Below are 17,901 nucleotides of genomic sequence, written 5' to 3'. Positions count from 1 at the left end.
GTTTTATCGCCCGCGTCACTACCCCGTCGCGGGCTTTTTTTTCAGCTTTTATTGTGCATTCAGCGCCGCGTTACGCAGGCGGTAGGTCTCACTGATGCGAATCACCAGTGCCACCAGACCCGCAACGGTAGCCAGCATAACCACACCTTCCCAGCCGGCCATCGCATAAACCTGCGTACCCAGCACCGACCCGACCGACATCCCAATAAACACCCCGGTGAACAGCAGTGCGTTCAGGCGGCCACGAGCTTGCGGCTCCAGGCTATAAACCAGATTCTGGTGTGCCACCAGACTTGACTGCAGGCCAAGGTCAAAGCCGACGGCGGAGACAGCAATCAGCGCCAGTTGCGCCATCGGCGGCAGGACAGGGAGCAGCAGCATCAGGGCGAACGAGAGGCTGACCAGCAGCGCCCCCAACTGAGTGACTTTCTCGGCGCCGACTTTATCGGCTAAACCACCCGCCAGAGGGGCGGCTAATGCACCTGCCGCACCGGCAATACCGAAACCACCGGCAACGGCGCTGCCCATGTGATAGTGCTCGGCAAGCATCACCGCAAGCGTAGACCAGAAAGCGCTAAAGGCGATGGAGAGAAAACCCTGGGCCATGGCGGCACGACGCAGCGTTGGGTAGCGACGCCACAGGTGTGCCATCGAGGCCATCAGCGCCGGGTAGTGCAGCTCCGAGTGAGCGGTAAAGTTTGGCAGCACGCGCCACAGCAGCGCACCAATCAGCGCGATACTGACGGCAGCGGCCTGATACATCACGCGCCAGCCAAAGAGTTCGCCGACCACGCCGCTTACGGTACGTGATAGCAGGATGCCGAGCAGCAGACCGGTCATCACCGTACCCACCATTTTCCCCTGTTTACCCGCAGGAGCGAGGATGGCGGCGGCGGGCACAATATCCTGCGCCATGGTCGCGGCCATTCCGATAAGCAGGCTTATCGCCAGCAGCGAATGAAATTGCTGAGTCAGGCTATAAATCAGCAGCAGCACGGCCAGTGCCAGGCTTTTAAACAGAATCAGCGTTCTGCGGTCGTAGCGGTCGCCCAGCGGCAGCAGGAATAAAATACCCAGTGCATAACCGGCTTGCGTTAGCGTGGGAATCAACCCCATCCCTTCAACGCTGAGATTTAAGGTTGCGCCCATCAGCGGCAGCAGCGGCTGCGCGTAGTAAATGGCGGCGACGCTGAACCCAGCGCCCAGCGCCAGGATGAAAATAAGCAGGCTGTTGACCTGTGTTGATGCACTGTGACTGTTCATAATGTTGTTGTCCTCAACGGTGTATGAGGCGCATTTTCCGCGTCTTTGGGGTGGAGTGGTAGTCAGCCTGGTGGTAAAACAGTTATACGTTTGACGTATAGGCAAAGTAATGATGAAAAGAAATGAGCGTATAGACCGCGTAGAGCTGATGCGGACCTTTATTCGTATCGTCGAATCCGGTTCGCTCTCCGCGGCGGCCAGGCAGTTGCAGACCACCCAGGCTACCGTCAGTCGCCGCCTGCAATCGCTGGAGGAGATGCTGGGGGCCAGGTTATTACAACGCTCTACGCATGCCATGAAGCTGACCGACGATGGCGAGCGCTGCTATCAACACGCTCGTCAGGTGGTGGAGTCATGGCTGGCGCTGGAAGATGCGCTACAGTTTGCCGATGACCAGCCGGTCGGGACGCTGCGGGTGCGCGCACCGCATGCCTTTGGTCAGCAGCAGTTGCTGATGCCGTTGGTGGGCTTTCTGGCGCGTTATCCCCAGCTGTCGGTAGAGTGGATGCTGCATGACAAAGCGGTGGACTTTATCAGCGACAATATTGATTGTGCCATTCGTGTAGGCGCCGATGTTGACCCGGCGACGGTATCTGTGTTACTGGCGGAGGTGCCGCGCTGCATTGTGGCGTCACCTGAGCTGCTGTGCCGCTATCCGGCGGTGGAAACCCCCGAGCAGCTTTCGGCATTACCGTGGATTGCAATCAGTACCTTCTACCAGCATGAAGTGGTATTGCGTCAGGCGGGGAGCGAGCAGGTGGCTAATGTGGCGGTGGCGGCGCGATTGAGCACTGACAGTCTGTATGTCGCGAAAAACGCGGCGCTGGCGCATGTTGGTGTGGCGGTGGTGTCGAGCTGGACGGTGGAAGCAGAGCTGGCGAGTGGGCAGTTGATTGAGTTGCTGCCGCAATGGCAGGCCGCGCCGCTGCCGGTGCATCTGGTGTATCCGTGGGCACGGTACTACCCAACGCGACTGCGTAAGTTTCTCGACCTGATGCGGGAAGTCATGCCGCAAATTGCCGGCATGCAGCAGCCAAAAAAAGGATAAAAAAAATCGGCCACCAGGGCCGATTTTTTATTTTACTCGCGAGCAGTTATTCAACCGGCTGCGGGCGGGTTGGACCCGAGGTCGCGGTATGAGTTGCGCTGTGACCACCGGCAGAACCTTTACCGTCGAAGTCAAAGGCAGGGCGAACCCAGTCGCTTTGACGCGGCGCTTCAGGCACGTAGGCTGGCGCTGGCGCGCGAGTCATCGGTGCGGTCGAGTGGTGAGCCGCTGCAGGTGCAGGCTCAGCCACAACCGGCGCTTCGACTACCGGTGCTGGAGCGGCCACTGGCGCTTCAACGACCGGAGCAGCCGCAACCACTGGTGCTTCTACTTCAGGCGTTGCGACGACAGGCGCTTCAACCACTGGCTCAGCGGCGGCTGGTGCTTCCACGTTTGCTTCTTTAACCGGCGCTGCGGTTTCGGCAACCGGCTGTACCGGCGCTTCTTCAACAACGGCTGGCTCTTCAGCTACCGCTTCTGCAACCACAGGTGCAGGCGCTTCTTCCTGTGCTGGTGCGGCTTCTTCAGCGGCAACAGCAACAGGTTCAACCACGGCTTCTGGTTCAACCACTTCCGCAGGCTGTACCGGCGCTTCAACAGCAGTTGGTGCCACTGGCTCAGCAGCGATAGGCGCTACGGCGTGCTCTACGGTTTCTGCCACGATTGGCTGGGCAATTTCTTCCTGCTCAACCGGTGCATCAACGATGGTCTGATCCTGAACCTGTGCAACTGGGTAGCGGATCCACACTTTACCGGATGCCAGTTCTGGCGACGCACAGGCGACGGTCAACGGCATTGGTGATTGGGTTGGATAACGCTCATCGCGGTAACGACGACGACGCTGGCCGCTAACACGCAGGTGACGCGGAGAACGACGTGAACGACGCGGCATACCGTTGTTATCACGGCCTTCAGCGTTATCGTCCTGCTCGGTCTGAACCGGTGCGTCAACCACGGCTGGCAGGTCAACTTTCGCCAGAGCGGTACGCGGTGCTTCTTCCTGCTGCGGTTCATCTGCAATCAGTTCGCGTGCTGCGGTCTGCTCAGGAGTTTCGATACGCACTTTCTGCGACAGCTGACGCGGCTTGCGGCGCGGCATGGTCTGAACGCGTTCTTCCTGTGCAGCTTCGTCGACAACGACCGGCTGTTCTTCGCGGTTCTGCGGCTTGGCTTCCTGCGGCTGCTGACGTTTTTCGTCGTTGCGGCGGCGGTTGCGTTCGCGGCGGGACTGCTGCTGATCGTCACGGGATTTCGCTTTCTCGCTGTCGTCTACGGCAGCAACCTGGCGGTTTTCACGGACTTCACCGATTTGCTGCGGTTTTTCACGACGGTTACGACGGTTGTCCTCGCGACCTTCACGGTTTTCGCGCGGTTCACGGCCTTCGGCGTTTTCACCGCGGTTGTTACGTTCGTTTCGTTCGTTGCGATCGCCGCGGCGGTCGTTACGGTCACCGCGATCGTTACGGTCGCGACGGTTGTTCTGACGCGGTTTACGGCGTTCCTGCTGACGTTCTGGTTTGGCTTCCTGTTTCTCTGGCTGAGCTTCAACTGGCGCTTCCGGGGTACCGGCAAACAGGTTTTTCAGCGCGCCGAAGAAACGGGAGATCAGACCCGGTGCGGCCGGTTCGGCAACAGCGGTCGCTTTTGCCTGTGGTGCAGCAGCGGCAACAGTGGCTTTAACCGCCGTTGGCTCTGGCACTTCAGGCATCACGAAGGTCGCCAGCGCTGGCTGTTCTGGCAGCTTACGCTCAACGAACTCTTCTTCTACCGGCAGCGCCATTGCTTCTTCATGCAGCTTCGGCAGCAGGTAGCTCAGAGTCGTGGTCTCTTCACCTTTACGTACACGCAGTACGGAGTAGTGCGGAGTTTCCATCTGATCGTTTGGCACGATAATGCAGCGAACATCGCCCTGACGGGATTCGATGGCGCTGATAGCGGCGCGCTTTTCGTTCAGCAGGTAAGAGGCAATTGGCACTGGGACAATCGCGTGAACTTCTTTGGTGTTCTCTTTCAGCGCTTCTTCTTCAATCAGACGCAGAATAGAGAGCGACAGCGATTCGTTGTCACGCACGGTACCGGTACCGGAGCAGCGTGGGCAGACGTGATGGCTGGACTCACCGAGAGAGGGGCTCAGACGCTGACGGGACATCTCCAGCAGGCCGAAGCGAGAAATGTGGCTAATCTGGATACGCGCACGGTCCTGGCGCACCGCTTCACGCAGGCGGTTTTCAACCGCGCGCTGGTGGCGTACCGGGGTCATGTCGATGAAGTCGATAACAATCAGGCCGCCGAGGTCACGCAGGCGGAGCTGACGGGCGATTTCATCGGCCGCTTCCAGGTTGGTGTTGAATGCGGTTTCTTCGATGTCGCCGCCGCGGGTTGCACGCGCGGAGTTGATATCGATAGCAGTCAGGGCTTCGGTGCTATCGATAACGATAGACCCACCTGACGGCAGACGGACTTCACGCTGGAAAGCCGATTCAATCTGCGATTCGATCTGGTAGTGGCTGAACAGCGGGATTTCGCCGGTGTACAGTTTGATTTTGCTGCTGAAATCCGGGCGGCCCAGCGCAGAAATGTGCTGACGCGCCATTTCCATCACTTTCGGGTTATCGATCAGGATTTCGCCGATGTCCTGGCGCAGGTAGTCGCGGAAAGCGCGAACGATGACGTTACTTTCCTGGTGAATCAGGAACGGCGCAGCGCGGCTTTCAGCGGCTTTCTGGATTGCTTCCCAGTGCTTAAGACGGAAGCTTAAATCCCACTGCAGCGCTTCGGCGGATTTACCCACACCAGCGGTACGTACGATTAAGCCCATGCCGTCTGGCAGTTCGAGGCTTGCCAGCGCTTCTTTCAGCTCAGTGCGATCGTCACCTTCGATGCGACGGGAGATACCGCCAGCACGTGGGTTGTTCGGCATCAGCACCAGATAGCTGCCTGCAAGGCTGATAAAGGTGGTCAGTGCAGCGCCTTTGTTACCGCGCTCTTCTTTATCAATCTGAACAATGACTTCCTGGCCTTCGCGCAGGACGTCTTTGATGTTCGGACGGCCATGGGCGTTGTAATTAGCTGGGAAGTATTCGCGAGCGATTTCTTTGAGGGGGAGGAAACCATGACGTTCGGCGCCGTAATCAACAAATGCGGCTTCGAGGCTTGGCTCAATACGGGTAATTTTGCCTTTGTAGATGTTCGCTTTTTTCTGTTCGTGTCCTGGGCTTTCAATATCCAGATCGTACAGACGCTGCCCATCAACGAGGGCGACACGCAACTCTTCCTGCTGAGTTGCGTTGATTAACATTCTTTTCATCGTAACTTACTCATTATTCTTACATTGACGACTAAGCTGCGAGCAGAGTGTTGCCTTTCCGGGGTAAACCGATGGCCTCGTGACTATTCACGTCGCCAACCTCACGGTTGTCGCTCGCTTAAGAGGCGCAGAGTGTCGGTAGCCTGTGTTTCAAGCGGAAACACAGCGCAATTATTTGGGGAACAGCCTGGGATAACTCTCCAGAGAAGATTCCATTTATACTCGTCATCTTTCAGAAGGTAGAGGTCTGCACGGATGTTTCCCGTTGCGTTTTCTGTCTGCCATCTAAAATTCGTACAGTATATGTACCGGTAAGGACTGCAACTCGCAGCCCGCTAACTGTCTGAAAGATCAATACGTCTTACGCCATTGCTGCGTGGATGATCGGACAGACAAAACTGGTCATTCCGTAAATATCCTTGTTATTCCAGGTTCAACACGGAAAACAGATTCATTATTCCTTGCTAACCTAGTTATAGCAAGATGACTTTCACCTTTTATCACCCGGTTACTCACAGTTTTTTCACCTATCCGATGCGATTGTTCTAATAACAAACAATTCACGGGATGAAGCAACGAGAGTAATCAGACAATGATAAATATAAGCATAGAAAAATGAGTGGCGCTATCGAGCGGGGATATTTAGAATCGCGCACCATGAAAACTGAGACTCCGACCGTAAAAATGGTTGCCATCAGCGCTGATGAAGCCGGGCAACGAATCGATAACTTTTTGCGCACCCAACTTAAGGGTGTGCCGAAGAGCATGATTTATCGCATCCTGCGTAAGGGCGAAGTGCGGGTAAACAAAAAACGCATTAAACCTGAATACAAGCTGGAAGCGGGGGATGAGGTGCGTATCCCGCCGGTACGCGTTGCCGAGCGTGAAGAAGATGCCGTATCGCCGCATCTGCAAAAAGTCGCCGCCCTGAGCGATGTGATTCTGTATGAAGACGATCATATCCTGGTGCTGAACAAACCTTCTGGTACCGCGGTGCACGGCGGTAGCGGCCTGAGCTTTGGCGTCATTGAAGGCCTGCGCGCCCTGCGCCCGGAAGCGCGCTTCCTGGAGCTGGTTCACCGTCTGGACCGCGATACCTCCGGCGTACTGCTGGTTGCGAAGAAGCGTTCGGCGCTGCGTTCACTGCATGAACAGCTGCGCGAGAAGGGGATGCAAAAAGATTACCTGGCGCTGGTTCGCGGTCAGTGGCAGTCCCATGTCAAAGTGGTGCAGGCTCCGCTGCTGAAAAATATTCTGCAAAGCGGTGAGCGCATCGTGCGCGTGAATCAGGAAGGGAAGCCGTCGGAAACCCGCTTTAAGGTGGAAGAACGCTATACCCACGCGACGCTGGTGCGCTGCAGCCCGGTGACGGGACGTACTCACCAGATTCGTGTCCACACGCTGCATGCTGGCCACCCCATCGCCTTTGACGATCGCTATGGCGACCGCGAGTTTGATAAACAGCTGGCGGGTACTGGCCTGAATCGTCTGTTCCTGCACGCCGCGGCGCTGAAATTTACCCATCCGGGTACCGGCGAAGTGCTGCGTATCGAAGCGCCGCTGGATGACCAGCTCAAGCGCTGCCTGCAGGTGCTGCGCAATCAAAGCAAGCAGTAATAAGCCGTAATGATGAATAGACATTCATCATTACGCGGATAAGGCCGTAGGCCGGATAAGCGAAGCGCCATCCGGCAGATGTGCCTGGGTTGCCGGATGGCGGCGTAAACGCCTTATCCGGCCTACCAGCCTCTTTTATTCCCTCACTTCAGCCATTTATCCAGCCAGGGGAAAACCTCCTCCTGTTGTTGCTGGTAAAAGACGTGGCCTAACGACGGCCAGGTTTTGGTGACGAGTCTATCGTCGGCGTTTTGCGAAGACCAGACGCGGTGCGCTTTAGCAAAGGCATCGTTGACGGCGTTCGCCGGGAACAGTTTGTCCTGACCGCCGCTAAAGATGAGCATTGGCTTCGGCGCGGCGAGACTGGCGATATCAGGGATATCCATTTTCGCGGGCATGCCCGGATGCAGCATGTAGAAGGCGGATTGGCCACGCAGCACATTATTGCCCGGCGTCATCAGCCCATTGTAGGTACCGAACCAGGAGATGACCGCCGTCGCTGCCACTTTGTCGGAAAGCGCTGCCAACTGCCAGGCGCGGAAGCCGCCCATCGAGAAGCCGAGCACGCCAATGCGTTGGTTGTCGACGCTTTTCAGCGACGCGATAAAATCAACGGTGCGCATATCTTCATAGGCCACTTCACCGGCCAGCGAGCGCCCAAGGTTGAAATAGTTGCTTGCCAGCGCCTGCTGCTGTTCGTAGACCATCGGCCCGCGGTCGCCCCAGCCGGGGCTATCGATAGCGATAACCACATAGCCGCGTTTAGCCAGTTCGTCGCCAATAAAGCGTCCGGTGAAGAATTTATCGGCCCAGGCCTGGGCGCTAGTGCGTTGCTCTGCGTTACCCCAGGGGCGGATAAGCTTCTCTTTACCAATATCAAACTTAGAGCCGTGGTCGTGCAGCAGCACAATCGCTGGATGTGGGCCTGGGGTTTTAGGCGTGAGCATCAATGCGGCGATGCGATTATCGTCGGTGATGTTAAGGGAGAGCTTTTCGGCGGTGTAGCTACCCCGGTCTTCGCTGGCAATTTGCTTTGCGTCGAAGGGCTTCGTAGAGTCAGGGGTAAGCAACGATTGACGGAACTCCTGGCGTGCATGCTGCTGCCACTGTTTGAAGTCGGTGTAGCGCCCTGAAAGCCACGAGTCGGGATACTGCATTTGCGATTTCATTTGCTGCCAACTAACAGGAAGGTTGCCTTCGGTAATGCCCTGACGCTGCCAGTCATCTGCGGCATTGGCCTGCACCGCGGTCAGCATTGCCAGCATAAAGAACAGTTTATGGTTGCCACGCATCCTCTTTCCTTAAATTAAAACAATGTTTCAATGTGGAGTGTGGATTGTAATGGTGGTGGAAAAATAAACTGTGATCGTGCGCGAGGTTTCCCAGCGTCGCTTCGCTCGGCTGGGCTACATTTGAGGCGTTTACGCCGACTCCGGGAGCATTAATCCATCAAAGGGTTAAAGCTCTCCCGGCGCAGCATTTTGCACAGCGCAATCAGCGGTAAACCAATCAGCGTGTTTGGGTCGCGGCCTTCAAGACGGTCAAATAATGCGATGCCTAACCCCTCACTTTTAAAACTGCCGGCGCAGTTAAGTGGGTTTTCTTTACGGATGTACGCGTTGATTTCTTGCTCACTTAAATGACGGAAATGGACGTCGAACGGCTCGCATTCCGTTTGTAACTGGCCGTTAGCGGAGTTATAGAGCGCCAGCCCGGTATAAAACGTCACCACATTTCCGCTGGCCTTTTTTAATTGCAGGCGAGCATTCTCTTCGGTGTGTGGTTTACCGGTGATTTCGCCGTCCAGTAAACAAACCTGATCGGAGCCGATAATCAGATGGTCAGGAAAACGTGCGGCCAACGCCTGGGCCTTTGCCTGCGCCAGTCGCAGCACCAGGCTGCGCGGGGTTTCGCCTGGTAACGGCAGTTCATCAACTTCGGGTGCGGCGCACTCGAAGGGGAGGCCGAGTTTCTCCAGAAGCTGTTTGCGATAGGGGGATGTCGAGGCAAGAATCAATTCAGGCATAATTTTTTAAATAGACGGTAGCGAATTAGATTCCGACATTTTAAACTATAGGCCGCAATGTGTGCGAATTATTGGCAAAAGGCAACCTGAGGCTGCCTTTTTCTTTGACTCTATGACGTTACAAAGTTAATATGCGCGCCCTATGCAAAAGGTAAAATTACCCCTGACTCTCGATCCGGTTCGTACGGCTCAAAAACGCCTTGATTACCAGGGTATCTATACCCCCGATCAGGCGGAGCGCGTCGCTGCGTTCGTCGTCAGTGTAGACAGTGATGTTGAATGCGACATGTCTTTCAATATCGATAACCAACGCCTCGCGGTCTTGACCGGCGATGTGAAGGTGACGGTATCGTTGGAGTGCCAGCGTTGCGGGAAACCGTTTACTCATCATGTTTACACAAAGTATTGTTTCAGCCCGGTCAAAAATGATGATCAGGTTGAGGCACTCCCGGAAGCGTATGAGCCGATTGAGGTTAACGAATTCGGTGAAATCGATCTGCTGGCGCTGGTTGAAGATGAAATCATCCTCGCCTTGCCGGTAGTTCCGGTGCATGATTCTGAACACTGTGAAGTGTCCGAGGCGGACATGGTCTTTGGTGAATTGCCTGAAGAGGCACAGAAGCCAAACCCATTTGCCGTATTAGCCAGCTTAAAGCAAAAGTAATTGAGGAGTAAGGTCCATGGCCGTACAACAGAATAAACCAACCCGTTCCAAACGTGGCATGCGTCGTTCCCATGACGCTCTGACCGCAGTCACCAGCCTGTCTGTAGACAAAACTTCTGGTGAACAACACCTGCGTCACCACATCACTGCCGACGGTTTCTACCGTGGCCGTAAGGTAATCGCTAAGTAATCACGCGATACTCGGCGAATTTCAAGCTTCGGCGCGAAAGACAATGAGTGCAAGCGTGGTGAAGCTTAGTGAGGCTTTCCCCGTGTAAGCGGGGATAAACCAAACCAAGCGGCGACGATACCTTGACACGTCTAACCCTGGCGTTAGATGTCATGGGGGGCGATTTTGGCCCTTCCGTGACAGTGCCTGCAGCATTGCAGGCACTGAGTTCTAATCCGCAACTCTCACTTCTTTTAGTCGGCAATCCCGACGACATTACGCCATTACTTGCCAAAGCTGACTTTGAACAACGTTCACGTTTGCAGATTATCCCTGCCCAGTCGGTTATTGCCAGTGATGAGCGGCCATCGCATGCTATTCGCCATAGTCGCGGTAGTTCAATGCGCGTGGCGCTGGAGATGGTGAAAGAAGGGCGGGCCGAAGCTTGCGTCAGCGCCGGGAATACCGGAGCGTTGATGGGGCTGGCAAAATTATTGCTCAAGCCCATTCAGGGGATTGAGCGTCCGGCGCTGGTGACGGTTCTGCCACATCAGCAAAAGGGCAAAACGGTGGTGCTGGATCTCGGTGCCAACGTGGATTGCGACAGTACCATGCTGGTGCAGTTTGCCGTCATGGGCTCGGTCATGGCCGAGGACGTGCTGGGGATTGAAAACCCGCGCGTGGCACTGCTGAACATCGGTGAAGAAGAGATTAAGGGGCATGATAGTATTCGTGATGCCTCGTTAGTGTTAAAAACAATCTCTTCCCTCAACTATATCGGCTATCTTGAAGCCAATGAGCTGTTGACGGGAAAAACCGATGTATTGGTTTGCGATGGCTTCACAGGTAACGTCACCTTAAAGACGATGGAAGGGGTTGTCAGAGTCTTCCTTTCACTGCTGAAATCGCAGAGTGAGGGGAAAAAACGGTCGTGGTGGCTGTATTTATTAAAGCGTTGGTTACAAAAAAGCCTGACAAGGCGATTCAGTCACCTCAACCCCGACCAGTATAATGGCGCCTGTCTGTTAGGATTGCGCGGCACGGTGATTAAGAGTCATGGTGCGGCCAATCAGCGAGCCTTTGCGATCGCTATAGAACAGGCAGTGCAGGCGGTGCAGCGACAAGTTCCTCAGCGAATTGCCGCTCGCCTGGAATCCGTATACCCCGCAGGATTCGACACACTGGAAGCTGGCAATAAATAGTGCCAGCTCCCCGGTCGTTGAATAGGGCGGCTATATTAGCGAAAAGTGACTGAGCGTACATGTATACGAAGATTATTGGTACCGGCAGCTATCTGCCTGAGCAAGTGCGGACTAACGCCGATCTGGAAAAAATGGTAGATACCTCTGACGAGTGGATTGTCACCCGTACAGGTATCCGCGAGCGCCGTATTGCTGGCCCTGATGAAAACGTGTCTACGCTGGGTTACGAAGCGGCAAAACGCGCGCTGGAAATGGCGGGCATTGAAGCCAGCGAACTGGGGCTGATTGTGGTGGCTACCACTTCTGCGACCCACGCTTTCCCAAGTGCAGCCTGTCAGATTCAGGAAATGCTGGGCGTGAAAGGCGCACCGGCATTCGACGTCGCGGCAGCGTGCGCAGGTTTCACCTACGCGCTGAGCGTGGCCGATCTGTACGTCAAAACGGGCGCAGTGAAATATGCGCTGGTGGTGGGGGCGGATACGCTGGCACGCACCTGCGATCCTACCGATCGCGGTACGATCATTATCTTCGGTGACGGTGCAGGCGCTGTGGTGCTGGGTGCGTCCGAAGAACCGGGCATCATCTCTACCCATCTGCATGCAGACGGTAGCTACGGTAAGCTGCTGACGCTGCCGAACGCCGATCGCGTGAACCCGGAAAACTCCATCCATCTGACGATGGCCGGTAATGAAGTCTTTAAAGTCGCGGTAACTGAACTGGCGCACATCGTTGATGAAACGCTGGAGGCCAATAACCTCGACCGTTCTGAACTGGACTGGCTGGTGCCACACCAGGCGAACTTACGTATTATCAGCGCAACGGCGAAGAAACTCGGCATGTCGATGGACAACGTCGTGGTGACACTCGACCGTCACGGTAACACCTCTGCGGCTTCCGTGCCTTGTGCCTTTGACGAAGCCGTGCGCGATGGCCGTATTAAACGCGGTCAACTGGTGCTGCTCGAGGCCTTCGGTGGCGGGTTCACCTGGGGTTCCGCGCTGGTTCGTTTCTAAGTATAAGGATTATAAACATGACGCAATTCGCTTTCGTGTTCCCGGGTCAGGGTTCACAAGCGGTAGGCATGCTGTCTGAACTGGCAGCAACCTATCCGGTTATTGAAGAAACTTTCCAGGAAGCTTCCGCTGCGCTGGGCTACGATTTATGGGCGCTGACCCAGCAAGGTCCAGCTGAAGAGCTGAACAAAACCTGGCAGACCCAGCCGGCGCTGCTGACCGCTTCTGTTGCCCTGTATCGTCTGTGGCAGCAGCAGGGCGGTAAAGCACCTTCTCTGATGGCCGGTCACAGCCTGGGTGAATACTCTGCGCTGGTTTGTGCGGGCGTGATTGCTTTCGCTGATGCAGTGCGTCTGGTTGAGATGCGCGGCAAGTTCATGCAGGAAGCGGTACCAGAAGGTACCGGCGGAATGTCTGCTATCATCGGTCTTGACGATGCGGCTATCGCTAAAGCGTGTGAAGAGTCTGCTGAAGGTCAGGTGGTTTCTCCGGTTAACTTCAACTCGCCGGGCCAGGTGGTTATTGCCGGTCACAAAGAAGCGGTTGAACGTGCAGGTGCCGCCTGTAAAGCAGCAGGCGCTAAGCGTGCGCTGCCGCTGCCGGTGAGCGTGCCATCCCACTGCGCGCTGATGAAGCCTGCGGCGGAAAAACTGGCCGTTGAACTGCAGAAAATTACCTTTAACGCGCCGACCGTTCCGGTTGTGAACAACGTCGACGTGAAGTGCGAAACCGATGCCGACGCGATTCGCGACGCGCTGGTTCGCCAGCTGTACAGCCCGGTTCAGTGGACCAAAACCGTTGAGTTTATGGCATCCCAGGGCGTAGAGCATCTGTATGAAGTTGGTCCGGGTAAAGTCCTCACCGGCCTGACCAAACGTATTGTAGATACCCTGACTGCATCGGCCATTAACGAGCCGGCTGCCCTGTCAGCGGCACTTGCGCAATAAAGAGGAAAGCATGAGCTTCGAAGGAAAAATTGCACTGGTAACGGGTGCAAGCCGCGGTATTGGCCGCGCAATCGCTGAAACTCTCGTCGCTCGCGGCGCGAAAGTTATCGGTACTGCGACCAGCGAAAGCGGCGCGCAGGCGATTAGCGATTATCTGGGTGCAAACGGTAAAGGTCTGCTGTTGAATGTGACCGACCCGGCATCTATTGAATCTGTTCTGGGAAATATCCGCGCTGAGTTTGGCGAAGTAGACATTCTGGTCAATAATGCCGGGATTACTCGTGATAACCTGTTAATGCGCATGAAAGATGACGAGTGGAACGATATCATCGAAACCAACCTGTCATCTGTTTTCCGTCTGTCAAAAGCGGTAATGCGCGCTATGATGAAAAAGCGTCATGGGCGTATCATCACTATCGGTTCTGTGGTTGGTACCATGGGAAATGCGGGTCAGGCTAACTACGCTGCGGCGAAAGCGGGTCTGATCGGCTTCAGTAAATCACTGGCGCGTGAAGTTGCGTCACGCGGTATTACTGTGAACGTTGTTGCTCCGGGCTTTATTGAAACGGACATGACGCGTGCGCTGACCGATGAGCAGCGTGCGGGTACACTGGCGGCAGTTCCTGCGGGGCGCCTCGGCACTCCAAATGAAATCGCTAGTGCGGTTGCATTTTTGGCCTCCGACGAAGCAAGTTACATCACTGGTGAAACGTTGCACGTAAACGGCGGGATGTACATGGTCTGATTGTGTTTTGCACAAAGTGCTCAGACAACGGGCAATCTACGTATGTCTGAGTATGATTAGTGCAAAATCATTTGCGTTATGAGGGCAAACACCCTCAAAATAGCGTAAAATCGTGGTACGACCTGCCGGGATTTAGTTGCAAATTTTTCAACATTTTATACACTACGAAAACCATCGCGAAAGCGAGTTTTGATAGGAAATTTAAGAGTATGAGCACTATCGAAGAACGCGTTAAGAAAATCATCGGCGAACAGCTGGGCGTTAAGCAGGAAGAAGTGACCAACAATGCTTCCTTCGTTGAAGACCTGGGCGCAGATTCTCTTGACACCGTTGAGCTGGTAATGGCTCTGGAAGAAGAGTTTGATACTGAGATTCCGGACGAAGAAGCTGAGAAAATCACCACCGTTCAGGCTGCCATTGATTACATCAACGGTCACCAGGCGTAAGTGAACATCTCCAGGCGGTCATTCGACCGCCTGAGTTTTATCTTTTTCTCCCATAAGTATCAATTTTATCCCTCCCTGGAGGACAAACGTGTCTAAGCGTCGTGTAGTTGTGACCGGACTGGGCATGTTGTCTCCTGTCGGCAATACCGTAGAGTCTACCTGGAAAGCTCTCCTTGCCGGTCAGAGTGGCATCAGCCTGATCGACCATTTCGATACTAGCGCCTATGCAACCAAATTTGCTGGCTTAGTAAAGGATTTTAACTGTGATGACATTATCTCGCGCAAAGAACAGCGCAAGATGGATGCCTTCATTCAATATGGAATTGTGGCTGGCGTTCAGGCCATGCAGGATTCTGGCCTTGAAATTACGGAAGAGAACGCTCACCGTATTGGCGCCGCTATCGGCTCCGGTATTGGCGGTCTCGGTCTTATCGAAGAAAACCACACCTCCCTGGTGAATGGTGGTCCGCGTAAGATCAGCCCGTTCTTCGTTCCGTCGACGATTGTTAACATGGTGGCAGGTCACCTGACCATCATGTTCGGTTTGCGTGGGCCAAGCATCTCCATCGCGACCGCCTGTACTTCCGGTGTGCACAACATCGGTCAGGCTGCGCGTATCATCGCTTACGGCGATGCAGATGCGATGGTTGCCGGTGGCGCTGAAAAAGCCAGTACCCCTCTGGGCGTTGGTGGTTTTGGTGCGGCGCGTGCGCTGTCTACGCGCAACGATAACCCGCAGGCGGCGAGCCGTCCGTGGGATAAAGAGCGTGATGGCTTTGTGCTGGGTGACGGCGCGGGCATGGTTGTACTCGAAGAGTATGAACACGCGAAAAAACGTGGCGCGAAAATCTATGCTGAAGTCGTTGGCTTCGGTATGAGCAGCGATGCGTACCACATGACTTCACCGCCGGAAAACGGCGCGGGTGCTGCGCTGGCGATGGTTAACGCCATTCGCGACGCGGGTATTGACGTGGGCCAGATTGGCTACGTGAACGCCCACGGTACCTCTACGCCTGCAGGCGATAAAGCAGAAGCGCAGGCCGTTAAGTCTGTCTTTGGCGACGCTGCAAGCCGCGTAATGGTCAGCTCCACCAAGTCAATGACCGGTCACCTGCTGGGTGCCGCTGGTGCAGTAGAATCTATCTACTCTATCCTGGCCCTGCGCGATCAAGCCGTACCGCCAACCATCAACCTGGATAACCCGGATGAAGGTTGTGACCTGGACTTCGTGCCTCACGAAGCACGTCAGGTTAGCGGCATGGAATACACCCTGTGTAACTCCTTCGGCTTCGGTGGTACTAACGGCTCGCTGATTTTCAAACGCGTGTAGTTAGTCACTGATCCATGAAAAACGGAGCGCATAATGCGCTCCGTTTTCTTTTGAACCCGCAATAAGCTACTGGTAGGTAAATGTTAACTGCACGGTGGTATTAAATTCACCTGCGGCTACCTTTCCTGTTGGGGTGTACATCCTCGCTGAAAGGGGGAATGTCGCCCGACGTGATTGACTGTCTACGCTGACGGCTAACTCACCTGCCGGGGAAATCTCAGTCAGGTGATCGCGGGTCATTATTTGTAGCGCCAATCCATCTGCACTACCCTGCGCATTGGCGAACTTTGTCACATCATCATTATCAGCATCGCCGCTGAACAACGCAGTCACCTGCGTGGTTGATGCAGGGCACGCGGAAAGCGTCAGTTCAAAATCCTGCCATTCACTGGTATCCCCAACGCGCAAATAATCCACGGCACGAGCCTGGTCAAAGGTCACCGTTTGAGCCTGAGTACTGGTATCGACAGTACACGGGGAGGCGACTACCGTGCCGCTGAGGTTAATGTCAGTGGCTTGAGCAGCGCTAACGTGGCACGCCACCCACAGGCAGATAAGGGCGGGTAGAATGGGTTTGAGATGTGGCGCCATTATCCTCTCTCCGGTTACTGGTAAGTAAAGGTAGCCTGGACCTGGCTGACAATAGTACCAGGCATCACGTTGCCTTTAGATACTGCGCGAGCGCGCATGACCAGATCGTAGGCATGGCTCGAAGGGATAGCGACATTACTTAAAATTGCGCCGTTTTTGAACGCCTTATTGCTACCGCTGTCCGTCAATTCCAGTTTCAGATTGGTGGCCGTACCGTTATTGAGATAATAGTCCGCATCATCATCAGCGGTACCCGCAAACGCGACGCTAAATGAACTGGTGGAGGACGGACAGCCAGTCAGTGAAAGTGTTACCGTCTTCCAGCTAGTGACGCTGCCCGCCGTTGCTAAGTCGCTTGCCTGAATATCATTCCCTAGATCCACAACAAGTGAATCATTGCTGCCATTAACGATGCAGGGAGATGCCACGACTAAACCGGTGATATCAATATTGACGGCCTGACTGGTTGAAGAAAAAAGCCCTCCACAGGCCAGAATCAATGCTGCTATTTTTGTTCCATTTTCGATTTGCATTATGCGTCCTTATTAGTTGTAGCCGAGAGTGAGTTCAAGCACCGCCTTGACGTTACCGGCCGTGACGGTTTCAGTATCGTCAATGTAGTAAGCCACCTTAAAATCAGGGAGAACATAGTCACCAGAGCCGTCATAGTTACTGATGCCAACAGATGTATTTATTTTGTTGTATGCCGTGCCATCGTCCTTTTGGAGTTGCACATACACGTTTTTGGCATAGCCATCACCGGTTTGGGTTGCAATCACGCCGTTAGCCGCGCTATGCGTGGTCGAGGAGAATCTGTAATTGATACCGGTACGCGCACCAGGGCAGTTGGTGAGTTTGATGGTCGGTATTTCTGTGACATGCATTGCGCCATTTTGTAGCGTGTTGCCATAAAGCGTGGGCAGTTTGATTTCTGTTGGGGCATCAATCGTGCAGGCGGTAATCTTTGGTTGTGAAGAGACCGCGCCGCTATAGGCGATAAAAGAGGTTAACGGATCGCCCAATCCGTCGGGGTTATGTATGAATACCGTCACTATTGGTGCTGATGTGATTAACCCCGCCGGGACTTTTTCCTGTAATCTGACCAACTTGTATTGGACGTGCAGGTATGTATAGGCGTTTACAGCCAATTGATCTGTCAGATTGTAACGAAAGTCTGGTGCTGTTTCTGTACCAACACCCGTCTCAGTAGTATAAGAAACGTTGGTTTTAAATTTGATGCCGATAGCTGAATTGCTTGTTGCGTAGGTGTTATTACCCAGATATGTGCCATCAACTGATAACGTTATATAAGAGCCTGTAGTGGTGCTCGTGGCGGTGCTTATGCCAATGGAGGTCGGATCTGTCCAGTAAGACGAACTTTCGCCAACGGTTGCTGGGATGCCTACATCCCAGTTATTGAAATCATAACCCATTGTTTTAGGCGTTACCCCGGAAAAATAATCGGCTTGTGCCGCAGGTATCATCACCAGACAGCTGAGCATCAATAGGGTATGTAGTTTACTTATCATAGAG

General features: G+C 54.6%; 17 protein-coding genes. 10 read left to right on the top strand and 7 right to left on the bottom strand.

Features of this window, described 5'->3' with window-relative positions; genetic code table 11:
• Positions 1–48 precede the first annotated feature (48 nt).
• Complete coding sequence (locus tag ACH1XZ_RS08170) at positions 49–1,263, bottom strand: MFS transporter (RefSeq protein ID WP_395595132.1); 1,215 nt, start codon at positions 1,261–1,263, stop codon at positions 49–51.
• Positions 1,264–1,372: 109 nt separating this feature from the next.
• Between ACH1XZ_RS08170 and ACH1XZ_RS08165 the strand changes: the two genes are divergently transcribed.
• Positions 1,373–2,311: a LysR family transcriptional regulator gene (locus tag ACH1XZ_RS08165; protein WP_395595131.1), complete on the top strand. Its 939-nt coding sequence runs from the start codon at positions 1,373–1,375 to the stop codon at positions 2,309–2,311.
• A gap of 46 nt (positions 2,312–2,357) precedes the next feature.
• On the opposite strand, the gene rne is transcribed toward ACH1XZ_RS08165, so the two are convergent.
• A complete protein-coding gene (rne, locus tag ACH1XZ_RS08160) occupies positions 2,358–5,618 on the bottom strand; it encodes a ribonuclease E (RefSeq protein ID WP_395595130.1) in 3,261 nt (1,086 codons plus the stop codon).
• Between the two features lie 657 nt (positions 5,619–6,275).
• Between rne and rluC the strand changes: the two genes are divergently transcribed.
• Entirely contained in the window at positions 6,276–7,235 is a 960-nt protein-coding gene (rluC, locus tag ACH1XZ_RS08155; RefSeq protein WP_395595129.1) for a 23S rRNA pseudouridine(955/2504/2580) synthase RluC, read from the top strand.
• A gap of 143 nt (positions 7,236–7,378) precedes the next feature.
• Here the strand turns inward: rluC and ACH1XZ_RS08150 are convergent, their stop codons facing one another.
• On the bottom strand, positions 7,379–8,500 hold the full coding sequence (locus ACH1XZ_RS08150) for a dienelactone hydrolase family protein (protein WP_395595573.1): 1,122 nt from the start codon (positions 8,498–8,500) through the stop codon (positions 7,379–7,381).
• Positions 8,501–8,676: 176 nt separating this feature from the next.
• Positions 8,677–9,261: a Maf family protein gene (locus tag ACH1XZ_RS08145; protein ID WP_395595128.1), complete on the bottom strand. Its 585-nt coding sequence runs from the start codon at positions 9,259–9,261 to the stop codon at positions 8,677–8,679.
• Between the two features lie 142 nt (positions 9,262–9,403).
• On the opposite strand from ACH1XZ_RS08145, the gene yceD reads away from it, so the two are divergent.
• The 8 genes from yceD (at position 9,404) to fabF (ending at position 15,777) form a co-directional block, all read left to right on the top strand.
• The gene (gene yceD, locus ACH1XZ_RS08140; RefSeq protein WP_035894179.1) at positions 9,404–9,925 is read left to right on the top strand and encodes a 23S rRNA accumulation protein YceD; all 522 of its coding nucleotides are present in this window, start codon (positions 9,404–9,406) and stop codon (positions 9,923–9,925) included.
• Positions 9,926–9,941: 16 nt separating this feature from the next.
• The gene (gene rpmF, locus ACH1XZ_RS08135) at positions 9,942–10,115 is read left to right on the top strand and encodes a 50S ribosomal protein L32 (protein WP_003036242.1); all 174 of its coding nucleotides are present in this window, start codon (positions 9,942–9,944) and stop codon (positions 10,113–10,115) included.
• Positions 10,116–10,237: 122 nt separating this feature from the next.
• Positions 10,238–11,296 (top strand): phosphate acyltransferase PlsX, encoded by a 1,059-nt coding sequence (plsX, locus tag ACH1XZ_RS08130; RefSeq protein WP_395595127.1) that lies wholly within the window; start codon positions 10,238–10,240, stop codon positions 11,294–11,296.
• 59 nt (positions 11,297–11,355) lie between these two features.
• On the top strand, positions 11,356–12,309 hold the full coding sequence (locus ACH1XZ_RS08125) for a beta-ketoacyl-ACP synthase III (RefSeq protein WP_395595126.1): 954 nt from the start codon (positions 11,356–11,358) through the stop codon (positions 12,307–12,309).
• A 17-nt stretch (positions 12,310–12,326) separates the two neighbouring features.
• Positions 12,327–13,256, top strand: coding sequence for an ACP S-malonyltransferase (gene fabD / locus ACH1XZ_RS08120; protein ID WP_395595125.1), 930 nt, complete (start codon positions 12,327–12,329; stop codon positions 13,254–13,256).
• A 10-nt stretch (positions 13,257–13,266) separates the two neighbouring features.
• The gene (fabG, locus tag ACH1XZ_RS08115) at positions 13,267–14,001 is read left to right on the top strand and encodes a 3-oxoacyl-ACP reductase FabG (protein WP_035894171.1); all 735 of its coding nucleotides are present in this window, start codon (positions 13,267–13,269) and stop codon (positions 13,999–14,001) included.
• 209 nt (positions 14,002–14,210) lie between these two features.
• Positions 14,211–14,447 (top strand): acyl carrier protein, encoded by a 237-nt coding sequence (acpP, locus tag ACH1XZ_RS08110; RefSeq protein WP_000103754.1) that lies wholly within the window; start codon positions 14,211–14,213, stop codon positions 14,445–14,447.
• A gap of 88 nt (positions 14,448–14,535) precedes the next feature.
• Positions 14,536–15,777, top strand: a complete 1,242-nt coding sequence (fabF, locus tag ACH1XZ_RS08105; RefSeq protein WP_395595124.1) for a beta-ketoacyl-ACP synthase II — start codon at positions 14,536–14,538, stop codon at positions 15,775–15,777.
• 66 nt (positions 15,778–15,843) lie between these two features.
• On the opposite strand, the gene ACH1XZ_RS08100 is transcribed toward fabF, so the two are convergent.
• From ACH1XZ_RS08100 to ACH1XZ_RS08090, 3 genes are read right to left on the bottom strand one after another with little or no spacing between them, the layout of a single operon-like run.
• A complete protein-coding gene (locus ACH1XZ_RS08100; RefSeq protein WP_395595123.1) occupies positions 15,844–16,368 on the bottom strand; it encodes a fimbrial protein in 525 nt (174 codons plus the stop codon).
• A gap of 14 nt (positions 16,369–16,382) precedes the next feature.
• Positions 16,383–16,901: a fimbrial protein gene (locus tag ACH1XZ_RS08095; RefSeq protein WP_395595122.1), complete on the bottom strand. Its 519-nt coding sequence runs from the start codon at positions 16,899–16,901 to the stop codon at positions 16,383–16,385.
• 12 nt (positions 16,902–16,913) lie between these two features.
• A complete protein-coding gene (locus ACH1XZ_RS08090) occupies positions 16,914–17,897 on the bottom strand; it encodes a fimbrial protein (protein WP_395595121.1) in 984 nt (327 codons plus the stop codon).
• Positions 17,898–17,901 lie beyond the last annotated feature (4 nt).

Origin of the sequence: Kluyvera chengduensis, from assembly GCF_044197065.1 — a bacterium.
In the GTDB taxonomy this organism is placed as follows: domain Bacteria; phylum Pseudomonadota; class Gammaproteobacteria; order Enterobacterales; family Enterobacteriaceae; genus Kluyvera; species Kluyvera ascorbata_C.
This window is presented reverse-complemented; position numbering and strand designations above follow the sequence as displayed.